This window comes from Arthrobacter sp. Bz4, from assembly GCF_003075455.1.
GTDB lineage: Bacteria > Actinomycetota > Actinomycetes > Actinomycetales > Micrococcaceae > Arthrobacter_D.
Genome location: NZ_QDAE01000009.1, coordinates 1 through 26692, shown reverse-complemented (window position 1 = coordinate 26692; position 26692 = coordinate 1). Strand labels below are relative to the sequence as shown.

At 63.2% G+C, this 26692-nt stretch carries 25 protein-coding genes, 2 tRNA genes and 1 pseudogene; 16 read left to right on the top strand and 12 right to left on the bottom strand.

Going from position 1 to position 26692, the window contains the following annotated elements:
• Positions 1-50 precede the first annotated feature (50 nt).
• The 3 genes from DDA93_RS08895 (at position 51) to DDA93_RS08885 (ending at position 3589) form a co-directional block, all read left to right on the top strand.
• Complete coding sequence (locus DDA93_RS08895; protein ID WP_116778554.1) at positions 51-1019, top strand: DMT family transporter; 969 nt, start codon at positions 51-53, stop codon at positions 1017-1019.
• Between the two features lie 243 nt (positions 1020-1262).
• Entirely contained in the window at positions 1263-2651 is a 1389-nt protein-coding gene (locus tag DDA93_RS08890; protein WP_019483536.1) for a glycine--tRNA ligase, read from the top strand.
• Entirely contained in the window at positions 2651-3589 is a 939-nt protein-coding gene (locus DDA93_RS08885; protein WP_116778553.1) for a GNAT family N-acetyltransferase, read from the top strand. Before DDA93_RS08890 ends, DDA93_RS08885 begins: the two co-directional genes overlap by 1 nt.
• A 71-nt stretch (positions 3590-3660) precedes the next feature.
• On the opposite strand, the gene DDA93_RS08880 is transcribed toward DDA93_RS08885, so the two are convergent.
• Genes DDA93_RS08880 through DDA93_RS08870 form a run of 3 tightly spaced genes read right to left on the bottom strand, consistent with a single transcriptional unit; the run spans position 3661 to position 6112 of the window.
• Entirely contained in the window at positions 3661-4500 is an 840-nt protein-coding gene (locus DDA93_RS08880; protein WP_116778552.1) for a lysophospholipid acyltransferase family protein, read from the bottom strand.
• The gene (locus DDA93_RS08875; protein WP_116778551.1) at positions 4497-5327 is read right to left on the bottom strand and encodes a DUF1295 domain-containing protein; all 831 of its coding nucleotides are present in this window, start codon (positions 5325-5327) and stop codon (positions 4497-4499) included. Before DDA93_RS08875 ends, DDA93_RS08880 begins: the two co-directional genes overlap by 4 nt.
• A gap of 32 nt (positions 5328-5359) precedes the next feature.
• Entirely contained in the window at positions 5360-6112 is a 753-nt protein-coding gene (locus tag DDA93_RS08870; RefSeq protein WP_116778550.1) for an alpha/beta fold hydrolase, read from the bottom strand.
• A 146-nt stretch (positions 6113-6258) separates the two neighbouring features.
• On the opposite strand from DDA93_RS08870, the gene DDA93_RS08865 reads away from it, so the two are divergent.
• The 6 genes from DDA93_RS08865 to DDA93_RS08840 all read left to right on the top strand — a co-directional run bounded on the left by DDA93_RS08865 (position 6259) and on the right by DDA93_RS08840 (position 13891).
• The gene (locus tag DDA93_RS08865; protein ID WP_165802603.1) at positions 6259-7641 is read left to right on the top strand and encodes a YibE/F family protein; all 1383 of its coding nucleotides are present in this window, start codon (positions 6259-6261) and stop codon (positions 7639-7641) included.
• Between the two features lie 50 nt (positions 7642-7691).
• Entirely contained in the window at positions 7692-8873 is a 1182-nt protein-coding gene (dusB, locus tag DDA93_RS08860) for a tRNA dihydrouridine synthase DusB (RefSeq protein ID WP_116778548.1), read from the top strand.
• 48 nt (positions 8874-8921) lie between these two features.
• Positions 8922-10157 (top strand): deoxyguanosinetriphosphate triphosphohydrolase, encoded by a 1236-nt coding sequence (locus DDA93_RS08855; RefSeq protein WP_116778547.1) that lies wholly within the window; start codon positions 8922-8924, stop codon positions 10155-10157.
• A 75-nt stretch (positions 10158-10232) separates the two neighbouring features.
• Positions 10233-12179: a DNA primase gene (gene dnaG / locus DDA93_RS08850; protein ID WP_116778546.1), complete on the top strand. Its 1947-nt coding sequence runs from the start codon at positions 10233-10235 to the stop codon at positions 12177-12179.
• A 79-nt stretch (positions 12180-12258) separates the two neighbouring features.
• Positions 12259-12334 (top strand) — tRNA-Asn (locus DDA93_RS08845).
• A gap of 87 nt (positions 12335-12421) precedes the next feature.
• A complete protein-coding gene (locus tag DDA93_RS08840; protein ID WP_116778545.1) occupies positions 12422-13891 on the top strand; it encodes an SDR family oxidoreductase in 1470 nt (489 codons plus the stop codon).
• 35 nt (positions 13892-13926) lie between these two features.
• Here DDA93_RS08840 and DDA93_RS08835 read toward each other — a convergent pair whose 3' ends face one another.
• Positions 13927-15147 (bottom strand): multidrug effflux MFS transporter, encoded by a 1221-nt coding sequence (locus DDA93_RS08835; protein WP_024476583.1) that lies wholly within the window; start codon positions 15145-15147, stop codon positions 13927-13929.
• 297 nt (positions 15148-15444) lie between these two features.
• On the opposite strand from DDA93_RS08835, the gene DDA93_RS08830 reads away from it, so the two are divergent.
• The 5 genes from DDA93_RS08830 (at position 15445) to DDA93_RS08810 (ending at position 19346) form a co-directional block, all read left to right on the top strand.
• Complete coding sequence (locus DDA93_RS08830) at positions 15445-16251, top strand: phage holin family protein (RefSeq protein ID WP_116778544.1); 807 nt, start codon at positions 15445-15447, stop codon at positions 16249-16251.
• Positions 16252-16325: 74 nt separating this feature from the next.
• Positions 16326-16970, top strand: coding sequence for a CDP-alcohol phosphatidyltransferase family protein (locus tag DDA93_RS08825; RefSeq protein WP_116778543.1), 645 nt, complete (start codon positions 16326-16328; stop codon positions 16968-16970).
• Between the two features lie 45 nt (positions 16971-17015).
• Entirely contained in the window at positions 17016-17909 is an 894-nt protein-coding gene (locus DDA93_RS08820; RefSeq protein ID WP_019483523.1) for a DMT family transporter, read from the top strand.
• A gap of 58 nt (positions 17910-17967) precedes the next feature.
• Positions 17968-19164 (top strand): glycosyltransferase, encoded by a 1197-nt coding sequence (locus DDA93_RS08815; protein ID WP_116778542.1) that lies wholly within the window; start codon positions 17968-17970, stop codon positions 19162-19164.
• Positions 19165-19272: 108 nt separating this feature from the next.
• Positions 19273-19346 (top strand) — tRNA-Ile (locus DDA93_RS08810).
• Between the two features lie 138 nt (positions 19347-19484).
• On the opposite strand, the pseudogene DDA93_RS08805 reads toward DDA93_RS08810, so the two are convergent.
• Positions 19485-19604: pseudogene (locus tag DDA93_RS08805) on the bottom strand (IS3 family transposase); the annotation flags it as partial.
• Between the two features lie 306 nt (positions 19605-19910).
• On the opposite strand from DDA93_RS08805, the gene DDA93_RS08800 reads away from it, so the two are divergent.
• On the top strand, positions 19911-20648 hold the full coding sequence (locus tag DDA93_RS08800; RefSeq protein WP_207771329.1) for a flavodoxin family protein: 738 nt from the start codon (positions 19911-19913) through the stop codon (positions 20646-20648).
• A gap of 48 nt (positions 20649-20696) precedes the next feature.
• On the opposite strand, the gene DDA93_RS08795 is transcribed toward DDA93_RS08800, so the two are convergent.
• Positions 20697-22049, bottom strand: a complete 1353-nt coding sequence (locus tag DDA93_RS08795) for an NAD(P)/FAD-dependent oxidoreductase (RefSeq protein ID WP_116778540.1) — start codon at positions 22047-22049, stop codon at positions 20697-20699.
• A gap of 1 nt (position 22050) precedes the next feature.
• The gene (locus DDA93_RS08790) at positions 22051-22392 is read right to left on the bottom strand and encodes a thioredoxin family protein (RefSeq protein WP_116778539.1); all 342 of its coding nucleotides are present in this window, start codon (positions 22390-22392) and stop codon (positions 22051-22053) included.
• A 53-nt stretch (positions 22393-22445) separates the two neighbouring features.
• Here DDA93_RS08790 and DDA93_RS08785 point away from each other — a divergent pair, with 53 nt between their 5' ends.
• On the top strand, positions 22446-22853 hold the full coding sequence (locus tag DDA93_RS08785; RefSeq protein ID WP_116778538.1) for a heavy metal-responsive transcriptional regulator: 408 nt from the start codon (positions 22446-22448) through the stop codon (positions 22851-22853).
• Positions 22854-22898: 45 nt separating this feature from the next.
• On the opposite strand, the gene DDA93_RS08780 is transcribed toward DDA93_RS08785, so the two are convergent.
• The 5 genes from DDA93_RS08780 to DDA93_RS08760 form a co-directional block, all read right to left on the bottom strand.
• Positions 22899-23441, bottom strand: coding sequence for a carboxymuconolactone decarboxylase family protein (locus tag DDA93_RS08780; RefSeq protein WP_116778537.1), 543 nt, complete (start codon positions 23439-23441; stop codon positions 22899-22901).
• A gap of 63 nt (positions 23442-23504) precedes the next feature.
• Entirely contained in the window at positions 23505-24704 is a 1200-nt protein-coding gene (locus DDA93_RS08775; protein WP_116778536.1) for an IS110 family transposase, read from the bottom strand.
• A 287-nt stretch (positions 24705-24991) separates the two neighbouring features.
• Positions 24992-25690 (bottom strand): Crp/Fnr family transcriptional regulator, encoded by a 699-nt coding sequence (locus DDA93_RS08770; protein WP_243400566.1) that lies wholly within the window; start codon positions 25688-25690, stop codon positions 24992-24994.
• Between the two features lie 98 nt (positions 25691-25788).
• Complete coding sequence (locus DDA93_RS08765) at positions 25789-26256, bottom strand: hypothetical protein (protein ID WP_243400565.1); 468 nt, start codon at positions 26254-26256, stop codon at positions 25789-25791.
• A 108-nt stretch (positions 26257-26364) separates the two neighbouring features.
• Complete coding sequence (locus DDA93_RS08760; RefSeq protein ID WP_116778533.1) at positions 26365-26547, bottom strand: hypothetical protein; 183 nt, start codon at positions 26545-26547, stop codon at positions 26365-26367.
• Positions 26548-26692: the final 145 nt, after the last annotated feature.

Genomic DNA, 26692 nt, shown 5'->3' with positions numbered 1-26692 from the left:
TCCGTTCGACTGGTCCCAGGGCGCGGGCCAGCCTGCCATAGGATCAATGGGTGTCACACCACCCCCGGCTTCCCCTGTTCCTCGGCCTGCTGCTCGCCGTCTCAGCCGGCGTGGCAATTCCCCTGCAGGGGAGAATCAACGGCGCCCTCGGCACACACCTCAACGATGGGGTTGCCGCAGCGCTGGTCAGCTTCAGCACCGGCCTCGTCCTGATGGTGATCATCACCCTCGTGCTGCCGCGGGGGCGGGCCGGTTTCCGGCAGATACTTCCCTCGGTGCGGGAGCGGCGGTTCCCGCCCATCTATCTTGCCGCTGGCACCATCGGCGCGTTCTTTGTTTTCTCCCAGTCCCTGACCATCGGTGTTCTGGGGGTGGCGCTCTTCACGGTAGCGGCAGTGATGGGCCAGACCCTCAGCGGCCTGCTCGCCGACCGTGCAGGCATCGGGCCGGCAGGGAAACGACCGCTGACCGTGATGCGATTGATTGGCACGGCGCTCGCCGTCGCTGCCGTGGTCTGGGCGGTGTCACCCCGGTTCGGTGCCACCGGCGACCTCAGCAGCTGGCTGATACCGGTGCTGCTGCCAATCCTGGCCGGATTCCTCATCAGCTTCCAACAGGCCATGAATGGCACCGCGTCGGTTCACTATGGGACCCCAATCATCGCCACCCTGATCAATTTCATCTCCGGGGCGTCGGTCCTGCTGCTCGCCTGGCTGATCAAAATTCTCATCGCCGGGCCGGGCGCGGCCCTGCCCACCGAGTGGTGGTATTACCTCGGCGGCCCGCTGGGATGCGTCTTCATCGGGCTGGGAGCGGTGCTGGTCCGGAGCCTCGGCGTCCTGCTCACCGGTCTGGGGATGATCGCAGGCCAGCTGGTCGGTTCCCTGGCCCTCGACCTGGTCTTCCCGACCCCGGGCACCGTGGTGGAACTCGCCACCGTGGCGGGCCCCATCCTCACCCTCATCGCCATTGTGCTGACCACCTTGCCCTGGCCGAGACGGGCGCTCCGGGTACGCTGATCAGCCGACCCCAGATGCCTTGACCTGGGCAGTTGACCCGGGTAGTTGACCGGAGCAGCCGATACACCCCGGCAGCCGATACGCCTCGGTAGGCTAAGGTTGTACCTTCGATTCGAGCAGGCACCCAGCCCCTGTTTTGGAACCCCTCACCGGGACCATTCACCGGAACCAGGAGCTGAACCTCAGCCCTGCCGGACACCACCACGGACCGCACCCAGCGGCCTGTAGAAATGGAGAACCACCTTGGCCAAGAACCAGTCCGCACTCGACCCCATCATTTCCCTCGCGAAGCGCCGCGGGTTTGTCTTCCAGGCGGGGGAAATCTACGGCGGATCACGGTCAGCCTGGGACTATGGTCCCCTCGGCGCCGAGTTGAAGGAAAACATCAAACGCCAGTGGTGGCAGTCAGTGGTTCGCGGGCGCGACGACGTCGTCGGCCTGGATTCCTCCGTAATCCTCCCGCGCAAGGTCTGGGAGGCATCCGGCCACGTCGAGGTGTTCAGCGACCCCCTGGTGGAATGCCTCAGCTGCCACAAGCGGTACCGGGCCGACCACCTCGAGGAAGAATATGAGGAAAAGAAGGGCCGCGCCGCCGAAAACGGGCTCAAGGACATTGCCTGCGCCAACTGTGGCACCCGCGGGGAATGGACGGAACCGCAGGAGTTCTCGGGACTGCTGAAAACCTTCCTGGGCCCCGTCGCCAACGAGGAAGGCATGCACTACCTGCGGCCGGAAACCGCCCAAGGCATTTTCGTGAACTTCAACAACGTCCTCAACACCTCCCGCAAGAAGCCGCCCTTCGGCATCGGCCAGATCGGCAAGAGCTTCCGCAACGAAATCACCCCGGGCAACTTCATCTTCCGCACCCGCGAGTTCGAGCAGATGGAGATGGAATTCTTCGTCGAGCCCGGCACTGATGACGAGTGGCACGAGTACTGGATCAAGAACCGCCTCGACTGGTACACGGACCTGGGCATCAAGCCGGACAACCTGCGGCTGTTCGTGCACCCGCTGGAGAAGCTCAGCCACTACTCCAAGGGCACCACCGACATTGAGTACCGGTTCGGGTTCCAGGGTTCGGAGTGGGGCGAGCTGGAGGGCATTGCGAACCGCACCGACTTTGACCTGTCCACCCACTCGAAGCACTCCGGTACCGACCTGAGCTACTTCAACCAGGGCACCAACGAGCGGTACACACCGTATGTGATCGAACCCGCTGCTGGCCTGACCCGGTCCTTCATGGCCTTCCTGGTGGATTCCTACACCGAGGACGAGGCCCCCAACTCCAAGGGTGGCGTCGACAAGCGCACCGTCCTGAAGCTTGACCCACGCCTCGCGCCGGTCAAGGCTGCCGTGCTGCCCTTGAGCCGCAACGAGGATCTGTCGCCGAAGGCGAAGGATCTTGCCGCGCAGTTGCGCCGGAACTGGAACATCGACTTCGACGACGCCGGCGCCATCGGCCGTCGCTACCGTCGCCAGGATGAGATCGGCACCCCGTTCTGCATCACCGTGGATTTCGAGACCCTGGACGACCAGGCCGTCACCATCCGGGAACGCGACACCATGGCCCAGGAACGCGTTTCCCTCGACAAGGTTGAGGGTTACCTGGCCGCCCGACTGATCGGCTCCTGATGGTGCTGAACTACCGTGAATGGCGCGACGGCGACGACCTTGAGCTGATCCAGCTCTGGGGCGGACCCGAGAACGCGCAGGTCGAGCAGGCCAGGGCACTGTTCCGTCCGTCATCGAACACCCCGTGGCTGCGCTGCATTGTGGCCGAAGACGTGGTGGGAACCGGTACAGCGGGAGACGGTACGGGCGTTCCGGTCGCCGCAGCGTATGTCTTTGAACCGAGGCTCCACAACCAGCGGCTGTGGGCCTACATTGAGGTCGCGGCGGACCACCGCCGCACCGGTGTGGGGTCCACGCTGCTGGCGATGCTGCGTCATGAGGCGGGCGGGTCGCCGTCGGGCGCCACCCAGTTGCGGGCGAAGGTGATTCCCGGCAGCACTGGCGCGGATTTCGCCACGGCCTCAGGGTTCGGTCAGATCCAGCGGTCGCGGATCGTCAAGGTGGAGCCCGGTGCGCTGTCGCTGCCGGTCTTCGACGACGCTGGTGGCCCGCAGCTGGACGAAGCAGCGACCGGATCGGTCGAACTGACCACCGCCGTCGCCGCCTGGTACAACTCGGTGCACGCGTGGGATCCGGCGGACATGACCCTGGGCCAGGCCCAGCAGTATCTTCTTGCCGACTCCACCGGGGCCGGGGGAGCAGTGGTGCTCAGGGACAAGCCGCAGGCCGACGGCGGGAAGATCGCCGCGTTCGCTGTCAGCTACACCCAGACCCGAACCAATGATCCAGCCGACGTACTGGTTGGCTACGACCCCGACCTCGCTCCGGCGGAGCAGGAGGCCGCGGTAGCGTCCCTGCTGGCGATGCTGGTGCACCAGTTCCCGGTACTGCTTGAGGTGGATGATTCGATGACCGCCCTCGTCAACGTGGTCGAGCCGCTCCTGGCGATGGGATCAGCATCGGTCAGCGCACCGGAAACCCAGGTGATCAGCGACTAGCGACTGGACCTGAACAGTGACATAAGGCGGGCCCACGACTTGAACTGGTGGGCCCGCCTTATCTCATTCGGCTACTGACGCTCGTGCCGCCCGGTGGCCTTGTCGTGGGCGTCGGCCGCGATGCGTTCCTCCTCGGTCATGGCGCCGCCGCCCAGGGGAGCGGGATGCCACCACGCGCCGGGTTCGGGGACCAGCGGGAAGTTGGCGATACCGCGGTCAATGCCGTCCTGCAGTTCGGCCCGCAACTGCTCGGTCTCCTTGACGACGTCGGCATCCGCGCCGTGCCAGATCGGCGGACTGATGTGGACCCGCACGGGTGCCCTGAAGATTGCTTTGAGGGACAGCTTGTGGCCGCGGCTCATGAACCGGTGAGACCCCCACACGGACATCGGAAGGATCGGCACACCAGCCTCTGCTGCCAGGCGGACCGCACCGGTTTTCAGTTCACGGACGGTGTAGCTGCGGCTCACTCCGGCCTCGGGCAGGATTGCCACATACTCGCCGGCCTTCAGCTTCTCCAACGCACCCTGATAGGCGGCGCTGCCCGCGCTGCGGTCAACGACCACGTGCCCTGCCGCTCTGATCGCCGGTCCGGCGAACCAGTGTGCCGCCGCACCCTTGGTGACGAGGAACCGCATCTGGGCGCGGGCATGCCGCCACAGCACCAGTTCGGCGAATGCAAAATCGAGGTACCCGAAATGGGTGATCGCCACCACCGCTCCCTGGCCCGGGACTGGACGCCGTGACCGGCCGTTCAGTGGACCCGCAGGCAGGAGGTTCTCCTGACCGGACACAATGACCCGAATGCGGAACACAAACCGGAGCGCCTGTCCGGTGTGCACGATCATGCGATAGAAACGGTCATTGGGCTGGGGCTGCCAGCGCCCGATTTTCTCAGTGAGTCGACTCATGATGATGCACCTCGTCCAGGTTTGGGTGGCAGCGGGAAGAATCCGCTGGTGTTTTCGATGTATTCGCGGTAGCCGGGGCGGGTGCTGAGCCGCTTCTCCGTCAGGGGCTTGCCTGTCTTGTTGGAAAGGGTCCAGATCATCAGGGCGGGGGAGAGGATGGTGAGCACTCCGGGCCAGGAATCAGCCGATACCAGGAACAGGCCCACCCAGACGGCTGCGTCACCGAAATAGTTGGGGTGCCTGGTGTAGCGCCACAGGCCCCGGTCCATCACCTTGCCCTTGTTCGCCGGATTGTTCCGGAATGCGGCCATCTGGTAGTCCCCGCTTGATTCGAAGTAGAACCCGACCAGCCAGATCACAGCGCCGACCCAGGCCAGCCAGCCCAGGGGGCCGGTGGCGTACATTCCTACCTGAAGGGGCAGCGACACGAAGAGCATCACCACACCCTGCGTCAGGTAAATCTTTCGCAGGGCATAAACGTTGCGGGAGCCCGGCGCCTCGCTGAGCATGTCCTCGTACCGTGGGTCTTCGGCGCCGTCGCGGGCCCGCCACCCGATGAATCCGGCCAGCCTCAGCCCCCACGCAGCGGTGAGGAGCAACAGCAGCCAGCGGCGGGCGTCGTCGCCGGCTGCGTCCACCGAAGTCTGGGCAGAGGTGACGAACGTGATCGCCGCGATCACCACAAACCCCAGCCCCCACGCCGTGTCGATCACCGAGTGGCGCTTCTGCACCTGGGCCATCGCGAAGGTGGCAGCGAGGAGCACGACGACGCCGAGCGCCGCCCAGCCGAAGCCGCCGAGGAAGCTGAGAAACGGGAATTCGGGCATCATTCACCTTCAGGGTGGTAGGGGGCAGTCCGTTAGACGGTGATGGAGAGGGGCTGGTCGCCGACCAATAGATCGCGGGCGGGCAGGGTGCCGTCCGGATGGATGGCGGCTCCGGTGTCCTCGGTGAAGGACTTCAGGACGAAGGAGGCAGTGAGTTCGTGCCAGAGCCGTGCTTTTTTGACCATGAAATGCCCAGCGCTGCGAACCGTGACGTAGTGCAGGTCCGTCGCCAGTGAACGGGCACGGTGCGCATAGCGGAGGGACTGCCGGTGGGATGTCCAGCGGTCCGAGTCGCCGTGCAGGATCAGGAGGCGCTTGCCGGCGACGGGATCGGCGGGGGTGGTCTCGCTCAGCCAGGGAGCCAGGGACGCGACCGCGCGGACCTCGGGGTCGTCGGCCACACACAGGGCAACCAGGCCACCCATCGAATGCCCGACCAGATAGACGGGGACTCCCGGATGCCGGTCACGGATCGCGGCCAGCGCCCAGCGGGCATCATGCAACGGCGACATTTCCTGACCGTTCCACCCCCTGACGCTATTGCGGAGGGACCACACTGCCAGGCCGTGATCCTTGCCGCGGCTGTGGACCAGCGCGGCGAAGGGAACCATCCGCACCGGACTCAGGTGTCGGGCACGGACCGGCTCGAAGCTGTTCGCCCGGCCGCCGTGGAGCACCAGGACCACACCCTTCACCGGGCCTGTCGCCTTTCGAACAGTCACCACTGGCGCATGCGCAACGGTTCCGGTGGGAACCTCATCCGATTCACTAAACCGTTCTTTCATCTGCCCTTTTCCCATTTGCCGCGGGGTGTTGTTCCAAACCTTGGGTCTAGCTTATGTCGCGGTCCGGGACCGTTTTGTCCCCGCGTAGAATTCCGTAGAGCACCGAACCAGTGCGTTGAACCTCATCAAGGACAGCTAGGAACCTCGTGGGCCACAGCCACACTCATGACACAGGCAATTCGGAGCCAAGCCCAGCAACGATTGGCGCACGGAAACGCGCAAATCTGTTGCTCGCCACCATCCTGGTTCCGATCGGTGTCCTGACAGTGATCGGCATGATGTTGCTGTGGCCCAGCGGCGACCGCAGCAGCGTCACCATCTCCAATCCCTATGCCACCGCCGACGGCGTTTCCATCGACGTCGGCCAGGTGGAACGGGTCTCGGAAGAAGACTGCCCCTCGTCCCAGCCCACCGTCGATGCGGGCGGGGAGGCGCTGCAGTGCCAGGTCGCCTACACGGCGCCCGACGCCGGTGGCGCCCTCGTTCCGGTGGAGGTCACGCCCGAGCTGGCCCGCGCTGGCGCGGTCGAGGCCGGGGACAAAATCCGATACCTGAACCTGGACGGAGTGATCCAGGGAGGCAGCGCCCCCTACATTTTCATGGACTTCGTCAGGACGGTGCCGATGATGTGGCTCGCCGTCCTCTACGCCGTGGTTGTCGTTGCGGTTGCGCGGTGGCGGGGGCTGCGGGCAATGATCGGCCTGGTCGGTGCCCTGGTGGTGTTGGGACAGTTCATCCTGCCGGGTCTGGTGGAGGGGAAGCCTCCGCTGCTGCTGGCGCTGGTGGGGTCGGTGGTGATCATGATCGGGGTGCTGTACTTCGCCCACGGCTTCTCCGCGAGAACGTCGACGGCGCTGCTTGGCACCCTGTTCGGGCTCTCTATCACTGCCCTGCTGGCGGCCTGGGCGACCGAATCCATCTACCTCTTCGGGGTGGGCGACGAAAATGCCTACGCCCTGGTCAACTCCTCGGGGGAGGTGTCGATCTCCGGAATCATTATGTGCGGCCTGATCATTTCCGGGCTGGGCGTTCTCAACGATGTGACCATCACGCAGTCGTCAGCGGTGTGGGAACTCTACGAACTGGCGCCCAACACGTCGTCCCGGAGGCTGTTCTCCGGCGCCATGCGGATTGGGCGCGACCACATCGCCTCCACGGTCTACACCATCGCCTTCGCCTATGCTGGTGCCGCACTGCCGCTGCTGATCCTGGTCTCGCTGTATGACCGCACGTTGCTGGAAAACCTCACCAGCGGAGAGCTCGCCGAGGAGGTGGTGCGCACCCTCGTGGGCTCGATCGGCCTGGTGCTGGCCATCCCCGCCACTACGCTGATCGCGGTGGTGGTGGTCAAGGCGGTGGGTATCCGTCAGCACACCGCGGCCGCCGGCGCCGGTCAGGGATCTGGCGGGCTGTCCGCCGGAAGCGCAGCCCGCCTGCCCGGCGGTGACCTCGTGAGTGTCGCTCCGGAGGGCGGCGACGTCGAGACCCGACGGTCGCGGCGGGACCGTGATGCACGCGGGGGTGAATAGCGAGGGGCTGTTGCGCTTCCCGATTTGCCTCAGCTTGCGACAATAGACACGTGACTGTTGTATCAACCCTGCCCGCCGACACCCGACTGGACCTGCCCCCGCTGCAGCTCGGCAACATTACCGTGAAGACCCCGGTGGTCCTCGCGCCGATGGCCGGTATCACCAATACCGCGTTCCGCCGCCTGTGCCGCGAATACGGCGGCGGCCTCTATGTCTCCGAGATGGTGACGTCCCGTGCCCTGGTGGAGCGCAACCCCGAGTCCCTGCGGATCATTTCGCACGACGACGACGAAGCGGTCCGCTCGGTCCAGCTCTACGGCGTCGACCCGGTCACGGTGGGCGCCGCCATCAGGATCCTCGTCGAGGAGGATCGCGCCGATCACATCGACCTCAACTTCGGCTGCCCGGTACCCAAGGTCACCCGGAAGGGTGGCGGCGCCGCACTGCCGTGGAAGCTTGACCTGTTTACCGGCATCGTGCAGACCGCGGTCCGTGAAGCGTCGAAGGGTGAGATCCCTCTCACCATCAAGATGCGCAAGGGGATCGACGAGGATCATCTGACCTTCCGCGAAGCAGGCAAAATTGCCCGCGACAGCGGAGTCGCCGCGGTTGCCCTGCACGGGCGCACCGCCTCCCAGTTCTACTCCGGCAAAGCCGATTGGGATGCCATCGCCGAGCTCCGCGAAGCCCTGCCGGACATTCCGGTGCTGGGCAACGGCGACATCTGGTCGGCCGAGGACGCCATCCGCATGGTCCGCCAGACCGGCGTCGACGGCGTCGTCATCGGGCGTGGTTGCCAGGGCAGGCCCTGGCTGTTCGGCGACCTGATGAACGCCTTCGAGGGTGACAGCACCCGGCATCAGCCCGGCCTCGGCCAGGTGGCCGACACCGTCTACCGCCACGCCGAGCTCCTGGTCGACACCTTCGGCAACGAGATGATGGCGCTGCGGGACATCCGCAAGCACATGGCCTGGTACTTCAAGGGCTACGTGGTCGGCGGAGAACTGCGCGCCAAACTGGCCGCCGTCCCCACCCTTGAGGTGCTGCGTGGGCTGCTGGCCGAGCTCGACGCCGAGTCACCGTACCCGGGCGCCGACGCCGAGGGTCCGCGCGGGCGTGCCGGCAGCCCCAAGAAGACCTCCCTACCCCAGGACTGGCTGAATTCCCGCGCCCTCAACGATGCACAGCAGGCGGACATTTCCGCCGCGGAAGTGGATGTTTCAGGTGGCTGAACCGAGTTTCCCGCATGCGCCAGTCACGGCCGGGTACACCGACGCGACATGCAGCGGTGGGTGGACGAGCCCGCCAAGAGCACCCACCGGTCCCATTTCGAGCGGGACCGTGCCCGGGTCCTGCACTCCTCGGCGTTGCGGCGCCTTGGCGCCAAAACCCAGGTGGTCGCCCCGGACACCGACGACTTCGTGCGCACCCGCCTCACCCACAGCCTCGAAGTGGCGCAGGTGGGCCGCGAGCTGGGCCGGGCGCTCGGCTGCGACCCGGACATCGTCGACGCCGCCTGCCTGGCCCACGACCTCGGCCACCCGCCGTTCGGCCACAACGGCGAATCGACGCTGAACGACCTCGCCCACTCGGTCGGCGGATTCGAAGGTAACGCCCAGACCCTGCGGCTGCTGACCCGGCTGGAACCGAAGGTCATCCGGGCGGACGGCACCCCAGCTGGCCTTAACCTCACCCGCGCCAGCCTCGACGCGGCGTCGAAGTATCCGTGGACCGCTGCCAACGCGCCGGTACTCCAGGGGCAGCGCACCTCAAAGTTCGGCGCATACGAGGACGACCTGCCGGTCTTCACCTGGCTTCGCGACGGTGCGCCCGCCGGCCAGTCCTGCCTGGAAGCGCAGGTCATGGACCTTGCCGACGATATTTCCTATTCGGTGCACGACGTCGAAGACGCGATCGTTGCCGGCCATTTCCAGCTCAAACAGCTGGACAGCTCGGACACGCGCGCCCGGGTGGTCGGCTACACCCAGCAGTGGTACCTCCCGCACAGCGACCCGGCTGCCATCGACGCCGCCCTGACACGGCTTGAAGCCACCGATGTGTGGGTCCGTGACGCGGACGGCAGCAGACGCTCGATGGCGGCGCTGAAAAACATGACCAGCCAGCTCATCGGCCGGTTCTGCCTCAGCGCGCTGGCCGCCACGCGGGCCATCTACGGCCACGCCCCCCTCACCCGGTACCACGCGAAAATGGTGGTACCCGAGGAGACCGAACTCGAAATCGCGGTCATGAAGGGCCTAGCCACCACTTTCGTCATGACCTCTGAACGGCGCCAACCCGTCTACGAACGGCAGCGCGAGGTGCTCAGTTCCCTGGTGGCGCAGATGGCTGCGGCGGGGGACAGGTTCCTCGAACCCACCTTTGCCGCCGACTGGCAGGACGCGCCCGACGACGACGCGCGGCTTCGGGTGGTGATCGACCAGGTGGCCTCACTCACCGATGCGTCGGCGCTGTCCCTCCACCGACGGGTCGTCGGACCGGTCCCGTCCCTCTGGTAGACGCGAGGGCTGACTCCTCCTGCACAGCTGAGCCCCGCGGAACCTCACAGCACCGGTGACGCATAGACTGTTTTCATGGCCGGACTCATCAAACGCGAAGACATCGATGAGGTACGCCAACGCACTGACATCAAGGAGATCGTCGACGGCTACGTCACGCTCAAGTCTGCCGGTGTTGGATCCTACAAAGGCCTCTGCCCGTTCCACGACGAGCGATCGCCGTCGTTCCACGTCCGCCCCCAGATGGGCTCCTACCACTGCTTCGGCTGTGGTGAGGGCGGGGATGTCATCTCCTTCGTCCAGAAGATGGACCACACCTCGTTCTCCGAGACCGTCGAAAAGCTAGCCTCGCGGATTGGTTTCGAACTTCGCTATGAGGACGGTGGAACCGGGCCCCGCCGCGAGGACATTGGCAGGCGCCAGCGCATGCTCGACGCCCACAAGATCGCCGCCGAGTTCTACCGCGAACAACTCCTCACCCAGGGCGCGGCCGCAGGACGGCGGTTCCTGCAGGAACGCGGGTTCGACCGGGCCGCCGCCGAACAATTCGGGGTGGGCTACGCGCCGCAGGGCTGGGACGGCCTTCTGACCCATCTCACCGGCAAAGGCTTCACCCAGGACGAGCTCAAGCTCACCGGCATGTTCAGCGTCTCCGCCAACAACGCCCAACGGATCTATGACCGGTTCCGCGGCCGGCTGATCTGGCCCATCCGCGACATCACCGGAGACACCGTCGGGTTCGGCGCCCGGAAACTGTACGAGGAGGACCAGGGGCCCAAATACCTCAACACCCCCGAGACCTCGCTCTACCGCAAATCCCAGGTGCTCTACGGCATCGACCTCGCCAAACGGGAGATCGCCAAATCGCGTCAGCTCGTGGTCGTCGAGGGCTACACCGATGTGATGGCGTGCCACCTCGCCGGGGTCGGCACCGCCGTCGCCACCTGCGGCACCGCCTTCGGCGCCGATCACATCAAGATTGCCCGCCGGCTTCTCTCCGACGATGGATCCGGTGGCGAAGTGGTCTTCACCTTCGACGGTGACGCGGCCGGCCAGAAGGCGGCCCTCCGCGCCTTTGAGGAGGATCAGCGGTTCGTCGCGCAGACCTATGTGGCGGTGGAGGCCAGCGGCGCCGATCCATGTGAGCTCCGCCAGACCAAGGGCGACGACGCCGTCCGCGGCCTGATCTCCTCCCGCAGGCCACTCTTCGAATTCGCCATCAAGGCCTCCTTCGGCAACTACGATCTGTCCACCGGTGAAGGCCAAGTCAACGCGCTGCGGCACGCGGCGCCGATCGTCGCCAGGATCCGGGATGTGTCGCTGCGGTCCATTTACACCCGGGAGCTGTCCCGCTGGCTGGGAATGCAGTTCGTGGGAGAGGACCAGGTGGCCCGGGCGGTGGCGACCGCAGCGAGGAAGGGTACCGGGGTAGCGGGCGGTACCGGCAGCGGATCCGGGAGCGCATCGCGGGAGCACGCTGCGTCGTCGTCGGCTCAGGGTGCAGCCGACGGGTCGGCTGGCGCAGAGTCAGGTGGCGACATCGAGCAGTTCCCCCGGCCGGATCCGAAGGACCCGATTGGCAGGATGGAACGCGAGGTCCTCGAGGTGGTCCTGCAGTACCCGAACCTTCTCGAGCCGACGCACTGGGAGCGGTTCGCCGAGTCGGGGTTCTCAGTGCCCGTCTACGCGGCACTGAAGGACGCTGTGCAGGCCGCGGGTGCCGCTGGGGTGGAGCCTGCGCAATGGGTGGAACGGGTCCGGCAGGAGGTCCCTGAGGTGCTGCGCGGCCTGGTCACGGAGCTGGCCGTCACGCCGCTGCCGTCGAAGGCCGAGGATGCCCTCGCCCTCTACAGCAGGGATATCGTGAACCGGCTCTACGAGCTGCGCATCACCCGGCTCAAAGCCGAGATGCAGGGAAAGCTGCAGCGGGTCGACGCCGCCGCCGACCCCGAACAGTACGTCCAGCTGCAGCGGGACCTGCTGGAACTGGAAATGCGCCGTCGCCAGCTTCGCTCCGACTGAGGTTCCACCGGGATCCGTTGGGTGAAACAAGCCAATTTCACTTACCCGCACTTGGTATGTAAAGTTGTATCTGCTGCTTTCCTCCGTAGCTCAATTGGCAGAGCATTCGACTGTTAATCGAAGGGTTACTGGTTCAAGTCCAGTCGGAGGAGCCACCAAACCCCTTCCCACCAGCTTCGTGCTGGCGGGAAGGGGTTTTCTTTTTGTCACGCACAACGTCGCGCGAAGCGTATTCTGAAGCAATGGAACAAGACAGCAAACTGATCTTAGTCACCGGCGCTACCGGCTACATCGGCGGCCGTCTGGTGTCCCGTCTCGTCGCCGAAGGACACACGGTCCGTGTGCTGGTCCGGTCACCACAGAAACTCAAGGACGTCCCCTGGAGTTCCTCGGTGGAGGTAGTGGAGGGCGACCTCGAAGATGAGGGGTCACTCAGGGAAGCCTGCGCTGGAGTCGACACCCTGTACTACCTGGTGCACTCGATGGGAATGGGCAAGGGCTTCGAGACCAAGGAGTCGAAGATCGCCTCGATGGTCTCGAGCGCGGCGACCGCGGCCGGCGTCGTGCGGATGGTCTATCTGGGTGGACTGCACCCGGCGGATGTCGAACTATCCACCCACATGCGCTCCCGTGAGGAGGTGGGCCGCATCCTCCTGGAATCCGGAACGCCAACCATCGCGTACCAGGCAGGTGTGGTGATCGGATCCGGCTCGGCGTCGTTCGAAATGATCAGGCACCTCTCCGATGTCCTGCCGGTGATGCCCGCCCCCAAGTGGGTGCTGAACCGGATTGAGCCCATCGCCGTTCGCGACGTCCTTCACTACCTGATCGGTGCGCTGACGCTGCCCCCTGATCTGAACCGGACCTTCGACATCGGGTCCCGGAACGTGCTCTCCTACGCCGAGATGATGAACCAGTATGCAGTCGAGGCAGGTCTGCGGCGTCGCGAGATTCTGGCGCTGCCGGTGCTGACCCCCCGGTTGGCTGGCCACTGGGTTAATTTGGTCACTCCCATTCCGCGCGTGATGGCGATGCCACTCATCGAGTCGCTCCAGCATGATGCGATCACCGCGGAACACGACATCGACAACTACATTCCGGTGCCCGACGGCGGCTTGACTGACTACCGCACGGCCGTCGATCTGGCGCTGGGCAAGGAACGGGGCGGAGAGGTGGAGACCAGCTGGGCGGGAGCCTCCCGGGTCGACAGTGCGGCCGATCCGCTGCCCACCGACCCGGAATGGGCTGGGCACACCGTCTTCACCGATGTGCAGGTCTACAAGTCCAAAGCCTCCCCGGAGCGGCTCTGGAAGGTCATTGAGGGAATCGGCGGGGACAACGGCTGGTATTCGCTTCCCGTCGCGTGGGCCGCGCGAGGGTGGATGGACAAGCTGGTGGGCGGCGTGGGACTCCGCCGGGGCCGCCGCCACACCGACCAGCTGCTCACCGGCGACGCACTGGACTTCTGGCGGGTCGAGGAAATCGTCCGCGGCGAGCGCCTGCGCTTGCGCGCCGAAATGAAACTACCCGGCCGCGCCTGGCTGGAATTGTCTGTGCGCCCCGACGGCACCGGCAGCGAGTACACCCAGCGTGCGGTGTTCTTCCCGAAGGGGCTCCCCGGTCGGTTGTACTGGTTGGGCGTGCTGCCCTTCCACGGGACCATCTTCAAGTCGATGGCCCGCAACATTTCCAGCAAAGCTGAGCGCAGCTAAACCCGACCGGAACTCTTATCCCGGCCCGCCCCTGCCTAGCCCAGGGGCGGGACGGTCCGCGGCCTGACGACAGTCCACAGGAACACCACTCCGGCGCCGATGCAGACAGCCATCACGCCGCCCATACTGGTAGCGGAAACCCCGAGAAGTCCGACGACCGGTGAAATCGCCCCGGCCAGACCGAAGGTGACAGCGCCCAGCAGCGACGCCGCAGTGCCAGCCTGGGCGCCGTGGTTGGCCAACGCCAGCACCTGGACACAGGGGAACGTGAACCCGGCCGACATGATGTAGAACCAGAGCGGCACCATGATCCCCCACAATCCGAGCCCCAGCTGTGCGAACAGGATGATGAGCAGGGACATCAGCAGCATCGACGCGGTGGAATAAACCATCACCCACTGGGGGCCGATCCGGCGGATCACCCGTGCACTGATCTGCACCCCCGCCACAATGCCCAGCGAATTCACCGCAAACAGCAGCCCATACTGTTGCTCGCTGAAGTTGTAGGTGCCCTGGAAGAGGAAGGGAGACGCTGAAAGGTAGGAAAACAGGCCGGAGAAGTTCATCCCGCCCACCAGCAGAACGCCGATGAAAATCCGGTCGGTAAGAACCGCCCGGTAGCGTTGCAGGGCGGTGGCCCCTGAGCTGCCGCGCCGATCCGCGGGGAGGGTTTCAACCAGGAACACCGACACCGCAAGGATAACCAGCAGCCCGTAGCCGGCCAGGAACCAGAAGATGCCCGGCCACGGCATGACGAGCAGCAGTTGCGATCCGATAACCGGCGCGAAAATGGGAGCGAGCCCATTGACCAATGCCATGTAGGAGAGCATCCTGACCAACGGATACCCGCTGAACAGGTCCCTGAGCATTGCCATTGCCACCACGCCACCGCCAGCAGCACCCACGCCCTGCAGGACACGAAACACCATCAACGTGGTGATGTCGGTAGCCATGGCCGCTCCAAGCGAGGCCAGGATGTGGACGCTGGTGGCGAGAATCAGGGGAAGCCGGCGTCCCACCTTGTCGCTGAGCGGGCCGACGATCAACTGGCCGACGGCGAATCCAACGATGGTGCCGGTGAGCGTCAACTGGACCGCAGCTTCGGTGACGCCGAGGTCGCTCTGCAACGACGGGAACGCCGGAAGATAAAGGTCGATGGTGAAGGGGCCCAGCGCGGTCAGGGACCCGAGGATCACTACGTACATCAGCTTTTGCCGTCGGGAAAGTGAAGCGCCGGGGTGGATTACTGTGCTCACTGGTGCCTATCCGACCAAGGGTTTACCCTTGCGTCACGGGTGGCCCGTGGGCCTCGAATAGATGTTTGTGCGAGGGCGCGCTGATTCTCGTCTGAAAAGGGGGAGGGACAACGCACCACGCTGTCGTCAGTTCCATCTTAGGTTGCCTTGGCAAACGGAAGGCACTAAGTCTGCTTGCTATTGAAGTAGGCTTACACAGATTCGGCTTTAGCCACTCAATGGTAATTTTAGGAAAAGGTTTACGCAGCTTGCAGGTACGCTCACGCGACCTGTTAGACGAGGGATGGAGGCAGAGCTATGGATAGTTCCGCTAGCACACGTGGCACAGGGACTTCGAGCAAGCCGTCAGTCTTCGGACTGATCAAGCTATTGGGAAGGCTCACACCGCGCCAGTTCGGTGACGAAGTCACCATGGCGCTGGAGCAGATGAAGCAGAAAGGCATCAAGGCGGGGATCGCAGCAGCGTTCCTCGTGGTGGCGGTCGTCTTCCTGGCCTTCCTCGCCGTCGCGCTCATCGCCGCAGCGATCCTCGGACTGGCCACCATCATGGATGGCTGGCTGGCGGCGTTGCTGGTTGCCGGTGTATTCCTCATCATCATCGCTATCACCGCGCTGATCGGTGTGTCCCGGTTCAAGAAGGCGCTGCCCCTGCTGCCGGAGGAAGCCATCCGCGGCATCCGCTACGACATCGGTGTCCTTCGCGAGGGTCGCAGCTTCGATCCGGCAACCCTTGATGTCAAGAAGCCCAAGGAAGAAAAGCCCAAGGACGAGGCCGACGACGCCAAGCCCAAGGAGCCGACGCCGTCGTACGGCGAATTGCGCCGCCGCTCAGGTACCCGACGCGACCACCTTGCCGACCTCCGCGACGATCTGGGCCGCGAACTCGACTTCAAATCACGCTGGAACCAGGCCAAAACATCGGCGAAGACCGGCGCCAACCGGCTCGCCGAGCAAGCCAGGTCCGTGGTGCCCCCGCGCACGCCTGCCGCACCCCGCGAGCACCCCCACAACGTCACCCTGGCCGATCGGTGGAAGCCCCTCTCCGTGGTCGCAGGCTCGGTGACCGCCATTATCGTCATGGTGCGGAAACTGGTTTCCCGCTAGCAGACCCTCGCCCGATCCGGGGCACAGGTCCGGGCGGGCCCGCTCTCCCTGCATAATGGTGGGGGGAGGGAATAGTGATCAGACTCATTGGGGCCGGTGCCAGACCAGGACGCGAAAACGACGTTCTGGCGACCTTCTGGACGCTGCCCAATATCATCACGGTCATTCGGTTCCTCGGGGTTCCGTTGTTCGTGTTCCTCATTGTGCAAAACGAGGACGCCCTGGCCGTCATCACCCTCGTGGTCCTTGGCTCCACCGACTGGATCGACGGGTATATCGCTCGCCGGTTCAACCAGGTGTCGGTCGTCGGCAAATGGCTGGATCCGATCGCGGACCGGACGGCTCTGATCGTCATTGCGGTGGTCTTTGTGGTGGATGGTATTGCCCCCGCATGGCTGGTGTGGGCCATCGTCATTCCGGACGCCATCCTCATCGTCAACGCGCTCATCCTCTTCCGCGGTCCGCTGCACCTACCGGTCACCAATATTGGGAAGATCCGCACCGCCCTGTTGCTGATCGGCTCGCCGATGCTCCTGCTGCACCGTGTGCCGGGCTTTGATCAGCCGTGGCTGTTCGTCACCGCGCACGTCCTGCTGCTGCTGGGCTGTATCGGCCACCTTCTTGCGTTCTACGGGTACTTCACTGCTGCGCACCGGAAGTACCGTTCGGACGGCAGGCCCAACGGATCGGCCCAGCCCGGGGCCGTTGATGCTCCCTAGCCGTCCCCTTTCCCATCACCGCCCCCGGTGCCCGAAGGGCGGCGCATGGTCTGGTTAGCCATTCTCCTGGCTCTCATCGGTGCCTGCTTCCTCGCCGTTGGCGCGCAACGCCAAGGCAGCGCCGTCAGGTCCAATACCGGCGGCCTGTCCCTGAACTCCAAGGGGTTCGTACGGCTCCTCCGCAACCCGCGCTGGGTACTTGGCCTGATCCTCCTGGGTATCGGGATGGCACTGAACGTGGTCGCCCTCAGCCTGGCAAGCCTCACAGTGGTGCAACCGATCGGTGCCATCGCGCTGGTGATCACCACGGTCGTCAATTCGAAGGATCAGGGCATCCGGATCAACCGGGCCACCGTCGTCGCCATTGCTGCCTGCGTGAGCGGAAGCGCGCTGTTCGTCCTGCTCGCCGTCAACGTGACCCGCAAAGACCATGAGGTGTTGCCGGAGCAGGAACTCGTCACGGTGCTCCTGTTGGCAGTCGCGGTTTCGGTGTTCGGTTCCCTCGCGGTCATGTTCCGTCGCCGGCTGGGCGCCTTCGCCTACATTCTGGGGGCGGGGGTGTTGTTTGGTTTCGTCGCGGTACTCACCAAAATTATCGCTACCCACCTTTTGGACTCCAATGGGCGGTTCCTGCTGAATGTGCCGCCCTACACCCTGGTGGCGATTGCTGTCGCTGCCGGCCTTGGTTCGTGGTTCGTGCAGAGCGCCTATGCCACGGGTCCGCCGGACCTCGTGATCGCCGGCTTGACAGTGATTGACCCGATCGTTGGTATCGCCATCGGCATCGTCATCCTGGGCGAGCTGGAACCCGACGTGGAATCGGTCATCGCAATTGCCATGGGAATGGCCGCGTTGGTTGCTATTGTGGGGGTCATCGCGTTGTCCCGGCATCACCCAGATGTGGTGCAACGCCAGAAGGAAGTACGACGACGGCGTTAGCTGAGGCCCATTCTGTCCAGCCGCCGGATCCGCCAGTTACCCACAGAGGAAACCCACAGTGAGCCACCCGGCCGAGAAATTGCCATTGACCATTCTGATCGCAGCAGAAACCTACCCGCCCAACATCAATGGGGCGGCGCAGTTCGGCTACCGGCTGGCAAAGGGAATGCACTCCCGCGGGCATGAGGTTCACGTCCTGGCTCCCAGCACCCAGAATGGCAAGAGCTTCACCGAAGCCGACGGCGAATGGCCCGTGCACCGGCTGAAATCCCATGCGGTTCCCACCCATGACTACTGGCGAATCTGCCTTCCCTGGGAGATCAAACGCGACATCAGCATGCTTTTTGATCGGGTACAGCCTGACGTCGTGCACATTCAGTGCCACTACATGGTGGGGGAGTACACCCTGTATGAGGCAGTGAAGCGCGGAATCCGCGTGGTTGCCACTAACCACTTCATGCCTGAAAATCTCAACCCGTTCCTGCCCTTCCCGGAGTGGTTCAAGAAAATTGTTGCCAAGAACTCCTGGCGTGACATGGGCAAGGTCATGGGCAAGGCCGCTGTGGTGACCACGCCGACCCCGTTGGCTGCCAAGGCCATGCATGAGCATGCGTTCCTTCGGAAGGTGGTCCCCCTCTCCAATGGCATTGACTCAGCCGCCTACGAATTGCAGCCCGGGGAGACGCTGGAACCCCGGGACCACCCGACGGTGCTCTTTGTTGGTCGACTCGCCGAAGAGAAACACGTTGATGTCCTGATTGACGCCGTCGCCAAGACTCCTCCAGCGCTCAACGTCCACCTTGAGATTGTGGGTGGCGGCGAGGTGAAAGCCGCACTCCAGGCACAGGTCGCCCGGCTAGGTCTTGGTGGGCGGGTCAGCTTCCGCGGACTGATCACCGATGAGGAGCTGCGGCAGGCTTATCTCCGTGCGGCGCTGTTCTGCCAGCCCGGAACGGCCGAGCTGCAGTCGCTGGTGACGCTGGAGGCGATGTCCGCTTCCACCCCCGTGCTGCTCGCCAATGCCATGGCTCTTCCCCACCTCGTGGACCACGGGGTCAACGGCTACTTGTTCACGCCGCACGACAGTACCGAGCTTGCCGATCGGATCACCCAAATCCTCAGCCTGCCACCCGCTGACCAGGACCGGATGGGCAAGGCTAGCCGTTCGATGGTCGATGTTCACTCGCTCACGGCCACACTTGCGACGTTTGAGGGCCTGTACTACGGCGAGTTGCTGGAATCCGAGGCGGTCTGACAGGCCACCGGCCGGGTGCCGCCAGGGGCAAGTTCGGCAAATGCTGCGGGGTCGTTAGAATACTTCGGTGTCGTTAGACTTACATAGTCGCTTCGGCGATCACTTCGCGGGGCTGTAGCTCAGCTGGTTAGAGCAGCGGACTCATAATCCGTTTGTCCTGGGTTCAAGCCCCAGCAGCCCTACCGAAAAAAGCCCTTGACCTGCGAAAACGCGGATCAGGGGCTTTTTGCTTTGGGAGTCTGAGGTAGGCATCCACCGGAAACCCACCGAATTCAATCCATGCGCTGACCAAACGCTGCGAGCAGAACGGTGTTGTCAGGCCGGTACAGGGCAGCCGAGGAGACACCGAAGTCCTTAGCGATCGTGGACAAGGGTGCTTCGTCCTTACGGGCGATCGCGACCACGTCTCGGCGGAACTCTTCGGGAAAGGCTTTAAGCATGAACCATGGGGCACGTCAAGGAGTCAGCCAAACCTTCAGCAGTCCCTGCACCTCCATCAGCAGACTGGCAGTTCGTTGATCGACCGGCTTGTGGAACAGCGATATGCAACAATCTCGGCCTCTTGGTTGTTGTATTACGCTAAATCGAATCCAGGGGTACTCCCTCCCCTGTGTTCCAGGTTACATAGTGAGATCTTTTGTTGCGCCTAGTGTGGTGTGTATTCGGTCTAGCTATTTTCGGGACCGAGTCCCGGATCGTTGAACTGATATGAAGTTGTCCGTGATTTAGTCAGGAGCACCCCTTAAATGACCGATAGCGTGAAGTCCATGGGTAGTGACGATGAGTTCGCTGGTCTGAGGGCACTGTTCCTCAATTGCACCTTGAAGCGTAGCCCCGAACTGAGCCACACCTCCGGGCTGGTCCGTCTGAGCGCTGACTTGATGCGAACGAAGGGTGTCCACGTTGATATTGTGCGACCAATTGATCTTCCGGTAGCGACGGGTGTGTACCCGGATATGAGGGAACACGGCTGGGAAGAGGACGCCTGGCCCTCCATTTTCGAGAAAATTGAACAGGCAGACATTTTGGTGCTGGCTGGACCGATCTGGCTTGGAGACAACAGTTCGGTGATGAAACAGATCATTGAACGTCTCTATGCGATGTCAGGGATGACGAACACCCGCGGGCAGTACGTCTATTACGGGAAGGTAGGTGGCGCTTTGCTGACGGGGAACGAGGACGGCGTCAAGCACTGCGCGATGAATATTCTTTACAGCCTTCAGCACATTGGGGTGACCATTCCTCCGGCCGCGGATGCGGGTTGGATTGGAGAGGCAGGACCGGGCCCAAGCTATTTGGATGAAGGTTCAGGTGGCCCGGAGAATGACTTCACCAACCGCAACACCACCTTTATGACCTGGAACCTGCTTCATATGGCTCGAATCCTGAAACTGGCCGGAGGTATCCCTGCCCAGGGAAACCTACCTGACGCTTGGAAAAAGGGCGACAGGTTCGGTCTGGAAGCGAATCCGGAATACAGGTAGCGTCAGCGATTGTTTTTGAACGCTGCCGGCGCAACAAATTTTGTGCGGCTAGACGAGCGAGGCCAAATCTGATCCTACTGAGGGGTAGGTGGCTGTGGTTGATTTCAGTTGGCGGGTGGTGAGGCCGTGTTTCATGGCCAGGCTGATGGTGTTGGCTAGTTCGGCGTAGTCTGTGCCGAAGAGATGCGCGCCGACGATCTGATCCGTTGATTTGTCGATCAGGATTTTCGATGCGCCGCTGGTTTCCCCTGTTCGGTAATTCGTGTACCAGGCGCTGGTATCGGTGTAGCGGACGTCGACGTCCAGCCCGCTGTCCGCAGCTTCGTGTTCGAGCATGCCCAGGCGCACTAGTTCAGGAATTGTGAAGACTGTCGTTGGTATGGCGGTGTAGTCAGGGGCCGTGGTACCCGATTTGAGCATGTTTGATGCAGCTACTTTGGCCTCGAACACTGCCACCGGGGTCAGCGGCATGCCCGGGGTGTCAGCGGCATCACCGGCTGCGTAGACGGCGGGATTGGTGGTGCTTTGGAGATGGTCGGCGACCTGTATTCCTTTAGGCCCGTATGCGACCTTGGCGGCTTCGAGGTTCAGTCGGGATAGGTCCGGGATCCGGCCCGCACCGTGGACGACGAGGTCCGCGTCAATTGTCGATGTCTCGCCAGCTTGAGTGAGGTGGAGGCGGAATCCGTTGCCTGACTTGTCGATACGGGTGAGGCTTGTGCCGCGTTGGACGATGATGCCTGAATCTGTGCCGCGGGCGATCAGTAAGTCAACGAGGTCTGGGTCGAAGTTCTTCAGTGGGCGGGTCCCGCGATCAAGGATGAGGGTGGAGCTTCCGGCTCGGGCGGCGATATGGGCGAATTCGAAGGAGATGAAACCTCCGCCGAGGAAAACGATTCGGGGTGGCAGCCGCTGAAGGTTGAGGAAGTCGGTGCTATCGATGAGATGCTCGGCTCCGGGGAAGGCCAGAGGCCGGGGTGTGGCCCCGGTGGCGACGAGGATTTTCGGAGCTTCGTATGATGCTCCGGCGATGTTGACCGTTGTTGGACTGGTGAAGGTCGCCGCCCCGTGGAGGGTCTGTACCCCGTGTGAATGCAGGTCTTCTTCCATGGTCGTTGGGATCGGTTCGGTGAATCCGTGTTTGTGTTCCATCAGTTCCTGCCAGTTGATGGACATGGTGCCCGGGTTTACGCCTTTACCGCTCATGAGCTGGGCGGCTTCGATCACTTCGGCGCCACGCCTGAGGATCTTCTTTGGATCGCACCCGCGCAAGGCGCAGGTTCCGCCGTAGGGTAGGGAGTCCACGATCGCAACATTCCACCCATTCGACGCGCATTTCGTCGCGGCGGCGATCCCAGCCATCCCGGCACCAATGACCAAAAGGTCGACATCGGTAGTCATCTCATACCTTTTTCTTGTCTGAAAGCGGAGACGTAGCCGTGGCTGTAGCGGGTGGTAGTGCTGCTTTGAGCTGGTCGAGGGTCGGAGCCCCGGCTGGCCCCTCCGGGGTGAGGTATCGGCGGCACGCTAAACCGACTGGGGCGCCAGGACCCGCGAAAGGGTCGATGTCATCGATCAGGATGCTCGGGGAACCGTGAAACCCAGTTCGTTCGGCTTCCTCAGCGGTGTCGATTATTTGTCGGGTGAGGACGATGTCGGGCCGGTCCCCGGCTAAAGCGATGAGTCGTTCGTAGGCGAGGGTCCAGTTGGGGCAGCCCTCGAAATACTGCAGGGTGATTTTCATCTTCTGACTGTAAACCTTATAGCCGACTACAAGGTCAAGTGTTAGACTGTGGGATGCGTATTGGGGAACTTGGGGCGCTTGCGGGCGTTGATAGTCAGACCATCCGGTTCTATGAGCGTGAAGGTCTTCTGCCGGATCCTCTGCGCACGTCGAATGGCTACCGCAGTTATGACCCTGAGATAGTGGGCCGGTTGCGGTTCATCCGGTCGGCCCAGGCGGCCGGTCTGACGTTGGCCGAAATTTCGAGCACGCTACGTCTCCGCGACGCGGGTGAGGCCCCATGTGCCCATGTTTCGGCACTCCTGGAACGAAAGCTCGCCGATGTCCAGGTGCGCCAACGTGAACTTGACGCCTTATCGACCGAGCTTAAAGGGCTGATCGATTCGAGTCGGGCTCTTGATCCTGCTGATTGTTCCGACACGGAGATTTGCCACATCATCACACCGTTGATGAACATGTAGGCCCTGCCGCGAACGGACGGCAGGGCTACATGGGTTTGTGGTGGTTTAAAGACTTGGTGCAGCTGGGATGTCCAGGTCGGTGTCGACGAGGTGGTTGAAGTAGTTGGTGAACAGGTTCAGGGCCACGTGGGTGGAGAGTTCCGTGAGTTCGGTGTCTGACCATCCTGCGTCCAGGGCGGTTTGCCAGTCGGCGTCCTTCACGGACCCCTTGTTCGATGTGGCCTGCCGGGTCAGTTCCAGCAGTGTTGCCAGTTTGTCGTCGAAGTCGATGTCGCCCCTGCGGATCGCGATGGTCTGATCCTCGGCGAGCCCGGCGGCCTTAGCGCCCATCGTATGCGCGGACTGGCAGTAGGTGCACTCGTCGACGTTGCCGACTACCAAGGCAATGGCCTCTCTCGTGCGTGCGTCGAAGGTGCCGTAGTCGCCGATGGCCTGCTGAAGGGCAACGTATGACTGCAGGACAACGGGGGAGTGGGCCATGGCACCGTGGATATTGAGGACTTTCCCGAACTGTTTACCGAGGGCACCGAGTTCGTTGCGGCTGTCTTCGGGAGCGGTCTCGGGGGTGTGGACGGTAACGCGGGTCATGGGTGTTCCTTCATTTGTTGAGACTAAAGGGGAAATGTGTGGGGGGTGTCCCTATGCTTTTGGTCAAGCGGCTTTCGGGGTTTTGGCCTCGTAGAGTGTTTTGGTTTTGAGCATGGCGTAGATGACGTCGCAGCGGCGGCGCGCGAGGCAGATGATGGCGGCGTTGTGCTTCTTGCCCTGACCGCGTTTCTTCTCGTAGTAGGCCTTCGATAGCGGGTCATGACAACTGGCGATCCAGGCGGATCTGAAAAGCGCATTCTTGAGTTGTTTGTTCCCGGAGCGTGCGGGAAACTCGCCACGGATCGAGGTTCCGGATCGGCGGGTGACGGGCGCGATGCCCGCGTAGGCGGCTAAGTGGCCGGCCGTGGTGAAGGTGCTGGCATCGCCGATGGTCAGGAGTATCGTCGCTGCCGTCTTGATGCCGACTCCTGGCATGGACATCAAGACGATGGAAAGAGGGAAGTCGTCCAGGAGTTTCTCGACCTCAGCGGCGACGATGGCCCGCTGGTGTTTGAGCTCTTTGATCTGCGCAGCGACCCGCGGGATGACCAGTTCCACCGCGTCGGTGCCGATCACGGTAACCGTCTGTTCCTCGAGGGCGGCGAAGATTTCATTAATGAGTTTGGTGGGGTCTTTGCGGCTGTGGTTCCTCGCCCAACGCAGCACGTTGCCGCGCCCGGCCGCGCGCAGACCGGTCGGTCCGGCGTATTTGATCAAGAGGTCGAGCACGAGGGTGCGGGTGAGGATCGTGCCGACGAAGACCCGTTCCAGGGACGGAAAGATCTGCAGCAGCAACGACCGGAGCCGGTTGATCGACCTGGTGCATTCATGGGTCAGGTCCGTGTCGAAACCGGAGAGGACTTTCAACGCGGCGAGCACTTCACTGTCTCGGTCTACCGCCCGCAACGTGTGCGGCATGGTCCGTGCCGTGTCAGCGATGATGAACGCGTCCCGGGCATCGGTCTTCGACCGTCCCGGGTAGAGGTCCGCGGCTTTCCGCATGGCCAGGCCCGGCAGGTACGCCACCTCGCATCCGCAATCCCGGGCTACCGCGACCGGCAGCGCCCCGATGGTGTTGGGCTGGTCCACGATCATCAACACCGGGCCATGCTGGCCAAGAGCAGTGAACAGTTCTCGGAGTCGTGTCTCGTCCTGCGGCAATGGCTTATCAATGAGCCGTTCTCCGGCCGGGGTGAGAGCTGTGGCGTGATGTTCGGACTTGCCGACATCGAGCCCGCAATACACATCAAATTGTTCGGTCATGATGGCGCTCCTTTGCACCACTAGATGGCCGCAGTCATGACACCTGTTCCTGGCACCCACGTTACGAAGAGACCTGAACCCAAACGGGTCCGGCCGCGTCCCTATCAGCAGTCAACAAGCGCCTCCGAACCTGGCGACAGCACCCCCCGGATCATCAATGACAGGGGCAGAAAGTCATACCAGGCCCAGCGACCAAGTCCCCGACCTTCGAGGACTCAAATAAATGTAACGGGGCAGGCTTTCGCGGGCACGGCAACAGTGCGCACGTTGAGGCGGCTGACGCGGGGTTAAAAGGTGGTGCGGGAGACCCGGCGCAGTCCTACAGCGTCCTCGATGATGATCCGGCCGCGGCCTTGCTTGATCAGCTTTTTGGCGGCGAAGTCAGACATGGTCTTACTGGTCGCCTCGCGAGTTGCTCCGAGCAACCCAGCGAGCTGTTCATGAGTGAGTTTCACGGCCACGGAGTGCGTGAACCTGCTACGGGGAGCCGCATCCGCAAGTGTGAGTAAGGTCGCGGCGGTGCGGGCTGAGAGGGGACGCAGGGCCATGTCGGTGAGACGTTCTTCCAACCTGGCGACTTGTTCGCCGAGCAGGCGGGAGATCTTGACCGCCATTTTCGGGTTGGAGAGGAAATGGTTTTCGACGTCCGCAGCGCTGAGCTGACACACGGTTGATGCTTCCAGCGCTTCGGCATAGTTGTCGTACATTTGCAGGCCCACGAGCAGCATCTCACCGAACACCGCGCCGGGTTCAAGGATTGCAATGGTGAGGGTTTTCCCATCCTCGGCAACCCTGAAAATCCGGATCCGCCCTGCTTTGAGGATGAATAGGGCCTTGATGGGCTGACTTTGGCTGAAGACAAGTTCACCGCTGTGAAAGAGCCGGGGCGGGGCCATCCTGTCGAGAGTGTCCATGTCCTCAGCTGTGAGGTCAGCGAAAAGCTCCACAGCGTAGAGGCAGCTGAAGGGCTCGCCGGTTTCGGCCAAAGGTTCTCCCTCCCGTTCATGTGGTGCCCAAAGCGTCGTAGGTTTGCTCGCGGCGGACACGATGGTGGTGGAGCAGGCGGCGTTCAGACCCGGCGTGGTCACCGGCCACGTCGGATGATGAGGCTTGCCACCAGTCCCACAATAAGGCCATACACCGCGTGCCCCATCAGTGAGGCACCGGATCCTGCGTCGAAAGTGAAAAGGGGCATGCCCATCATGGTGGGCATGATCAGCAGTGGACCAAGAACCCACCACAGCATGCCATAGACAAGACCCACGACGGCGCTGATGATCAGGCCCTTTCTCAGCACTCCAGCACCGGGTATCGTCAGCGCGAGGCCGATCAGAACCGAAATCACCAGGTGTACCAGGAAGCCGACAATCGCCGAGCTTGAGCCAACCAGTGAGGCAATCATGCCCAGCATGCCCATCATGGCCATCAGGCCCCCGAAAACGACCCCGCCGGCAAGACCGCCTACGGCCCCGGCCATTATTCGGACTCCCATGGACGTGCCTGGGTCAGTCGCGGCTCTCTTCGTCCTCGTCTCGCTATGTGCTGAACTCATGTCCTTGCCTTCCTATCGTTGGTACTTACCGACGATAAACAGGGCGGCACAGGAGTTCTGCAATCTAGGACACAGTGGGCCCGGGCAACGGAATTCTGTGCCCAACTGCTACTGGGTGACTGCCCACCCGGTGGTGTTGACGAGTTGTAATCCGACCTCCTGACCGATCCCGATGTCGTGGTCGCCCGGAACTTCAATGGTGAGCGCTGCTGAGGGCTCGTTGGGTTGGTTTGGTACGTGGCCGGAGACGTGGACCAACGTGTGGGCGCCCAACGATTTCAACCCGGTCACTGATCCCTTTGCTGGTCCGGACTCCAATAAATGTAACGGGGGCAGGGAACTCGTGGGCCGGGTTAGACGGTAAATCCAGTTCCGCCTCCGTGAGCATCACCGGCTCCTCGCGCATCACCAGTTCTTCAATCCACCCATCCAATAA

Excerpts from the sequence above, each read along its gene's own strand:
- DDA93_RS08820 (WP_019483523.1), top strand. The coding sequence starts at position 17,016 with ATGGTCTGGTTAGCCATTCTCCTGGCTCTCATCGGTGCCTGCTTCCTC.
- DDA93_RS08765 (WP_243400565.1), bottom strand. The coding sequence starts at position 26,256 with ATGAGTTCAGCACATAGCGAGACGAGGACGAAGAGAGCCGCGACTGAC.
- DDA93_RS08795 (WP_116778540.1), bottom strand. The coding sequence starts at position 22,049 with ATGACTACCGATGTCGACCTTTTGGTCATTGGTGCCGGGATGGCTGGG.
- DDA93_RS08840 (WP_116778545.1), top strand. The coding sequence starts at position 12,422 with ATGGAACAAGACAGCAAACTGATCTTAGTCACCGGCGCTACCGGCTAC.
- DDA93_RS08875 (WP_116778551.1), bottom strand. The coding sequence starts at position 5,327 with ATGCCCGAATTCCCGTTTCTCAGCTTCCTCGGCGGCTTCGGCTGGGCG.
- DDA93_RS08780 (WP_116778537.1), bottom strand. The coding sequence starts at position 23,441 with ATGACCCGCGTTACCGTCCACACCCCCGAGACCGCTCCCGAAGACAGC.
- DDA93_RS08775 (WP_116778536.1), bottom strand. The coding sequence starts at position 24,704 with ATGACCGAACAATTTGATGTGTATTGCGGGCTCGATGTCGGCAAGTCC.
- DDA93_RS08870 (WP_116778550.1), bottom strand. The coding sequence starts at position 6,112 with ATGAAAGAACGGTTTAGTGAATCGGATGAGGTTCCCACCGGAACCGTT.
- DDA93_RS08790 (WP_116778539.1), bottom strand. The coding sequence starts at position 22,392 with ATGAAAATCACCCTGCAGTATTTCGAGGGCTGCCCCAACTGGACCCTC.
- DDA93_RS08855 (WP_116778547.1), top strand. The coding sequence starts at position 8,922 with ATGCAGCGGTGGGTGGACGAGCCCGCCAAGAGCACCCACCGGTCCCAT.
- DDA93_RS08800 (WP_207771329.1), top strand. The coding sequence starts at position 19,911 with ATGACCGATAGCGTGAAGTCCATGGGTAGTGACGATGAGTTCGCTGGT.
- DDA93_RS08830 (WP_116778544.1), top strand. The coding sequence starts at position 15,445 with ATGGATAGTTCCGCTAGCACACGTGGCACAGGGACTTCGAGCAAGCCG.
- DDA93_RS08880 (WP_116778552.1), bottom strand. The coding sequence starts at position 4,500 with ATGAGTCGACTCACTGAGAAAATCGGGCGCTGGCAGCCCCAGCCCAAT.
- DDA93_RS08785 (WP_116778538.1), top strand. The coding sequence starts at position 22,446 with ATGCGTATTGGGGAACTTGGGGCGCTTGCGGGCGTTGATAGTCAGACC.
- DDA93_RS08885 (WP_116778553.1), top strand. The coding sequence starts at position 2,651 with ATGGTGCTGAACTACCGTGAATGGCGCGACGGCGACGACCTTGAGCTG.
- dnaG (WP_116778546.1), top strand. The coding sequence starts at position 10,233 with ATGGCCGGACTCATCAAACGCGAAGACATCGATGAGGTACGCCAACGC.